This window comes from Bacillus sp. LR--39, assembly GCF_053613335.1.
Window position 1 is genome coordinate 1 of sequence record NZ_JBSIOT010001346.1, and the last position, 568, is coordinate 568.

A 568-nucleotide genomic window follows, 5' to 3' on the forward strand; every position below is an offset into this window, starting at 1 on the left:
CTGCTGCCAAGCACTTGCGACACTTCCGGGATACCCCGTCATTACACACACTTGCAGCTGGCCGATATCAACACCAAGCTCTAAGGCATTCGTACTGACCACTCCTAAAATGTCGCCTTCTCTCAGGCCTCTTTCGATTTCTCTTCGCTCTTTCGGCAGATAGCCTCCCCGATAGCCTCTGATTGATTTTGTTCCAATCTCTTTTTTCACAAGCTCCTGGATATGGCTTAAAATAATTTCCACCCGAACTCTGCTTCTGGCAAAAACAATGGTCTGCACTTTGTTTTTAAGGAACTCTTTCGCCAGTTCATTCACTTCTGCGGTTGCGCTCCTTCTAATATTCAGCGGTTTGTTCACAATTGGCGGATTGTAAAACACAAAATGCTTGCGTCCGCTCGGTGCGCCGTTGTCATCGACCAGCCGCATCGGTTTGCCTGTCAGCTGTTCTCCCAATTCCTTTGGGTTGGCAATTGTTGCGGAAGTACAAATAAAAACCGGATCACTTCCATAAAACCGGCAGATCCGCTTCAGCCGCCGGATCACATTTGCCACATGGCTGCCGAACACA

At 48.6% G+C, this 568-nt stretch carries 1 pseudogene; it reads right to left on the reverse strand.

Features of this window, described 5'->3' with window-relative positions:
* A pseudogene (gene mrfA, locus ACWHAR_RS30400) lies at positions 1-568 on the reverse strand (ATP-dependent helicase MrfA); the annotation flags it as partial.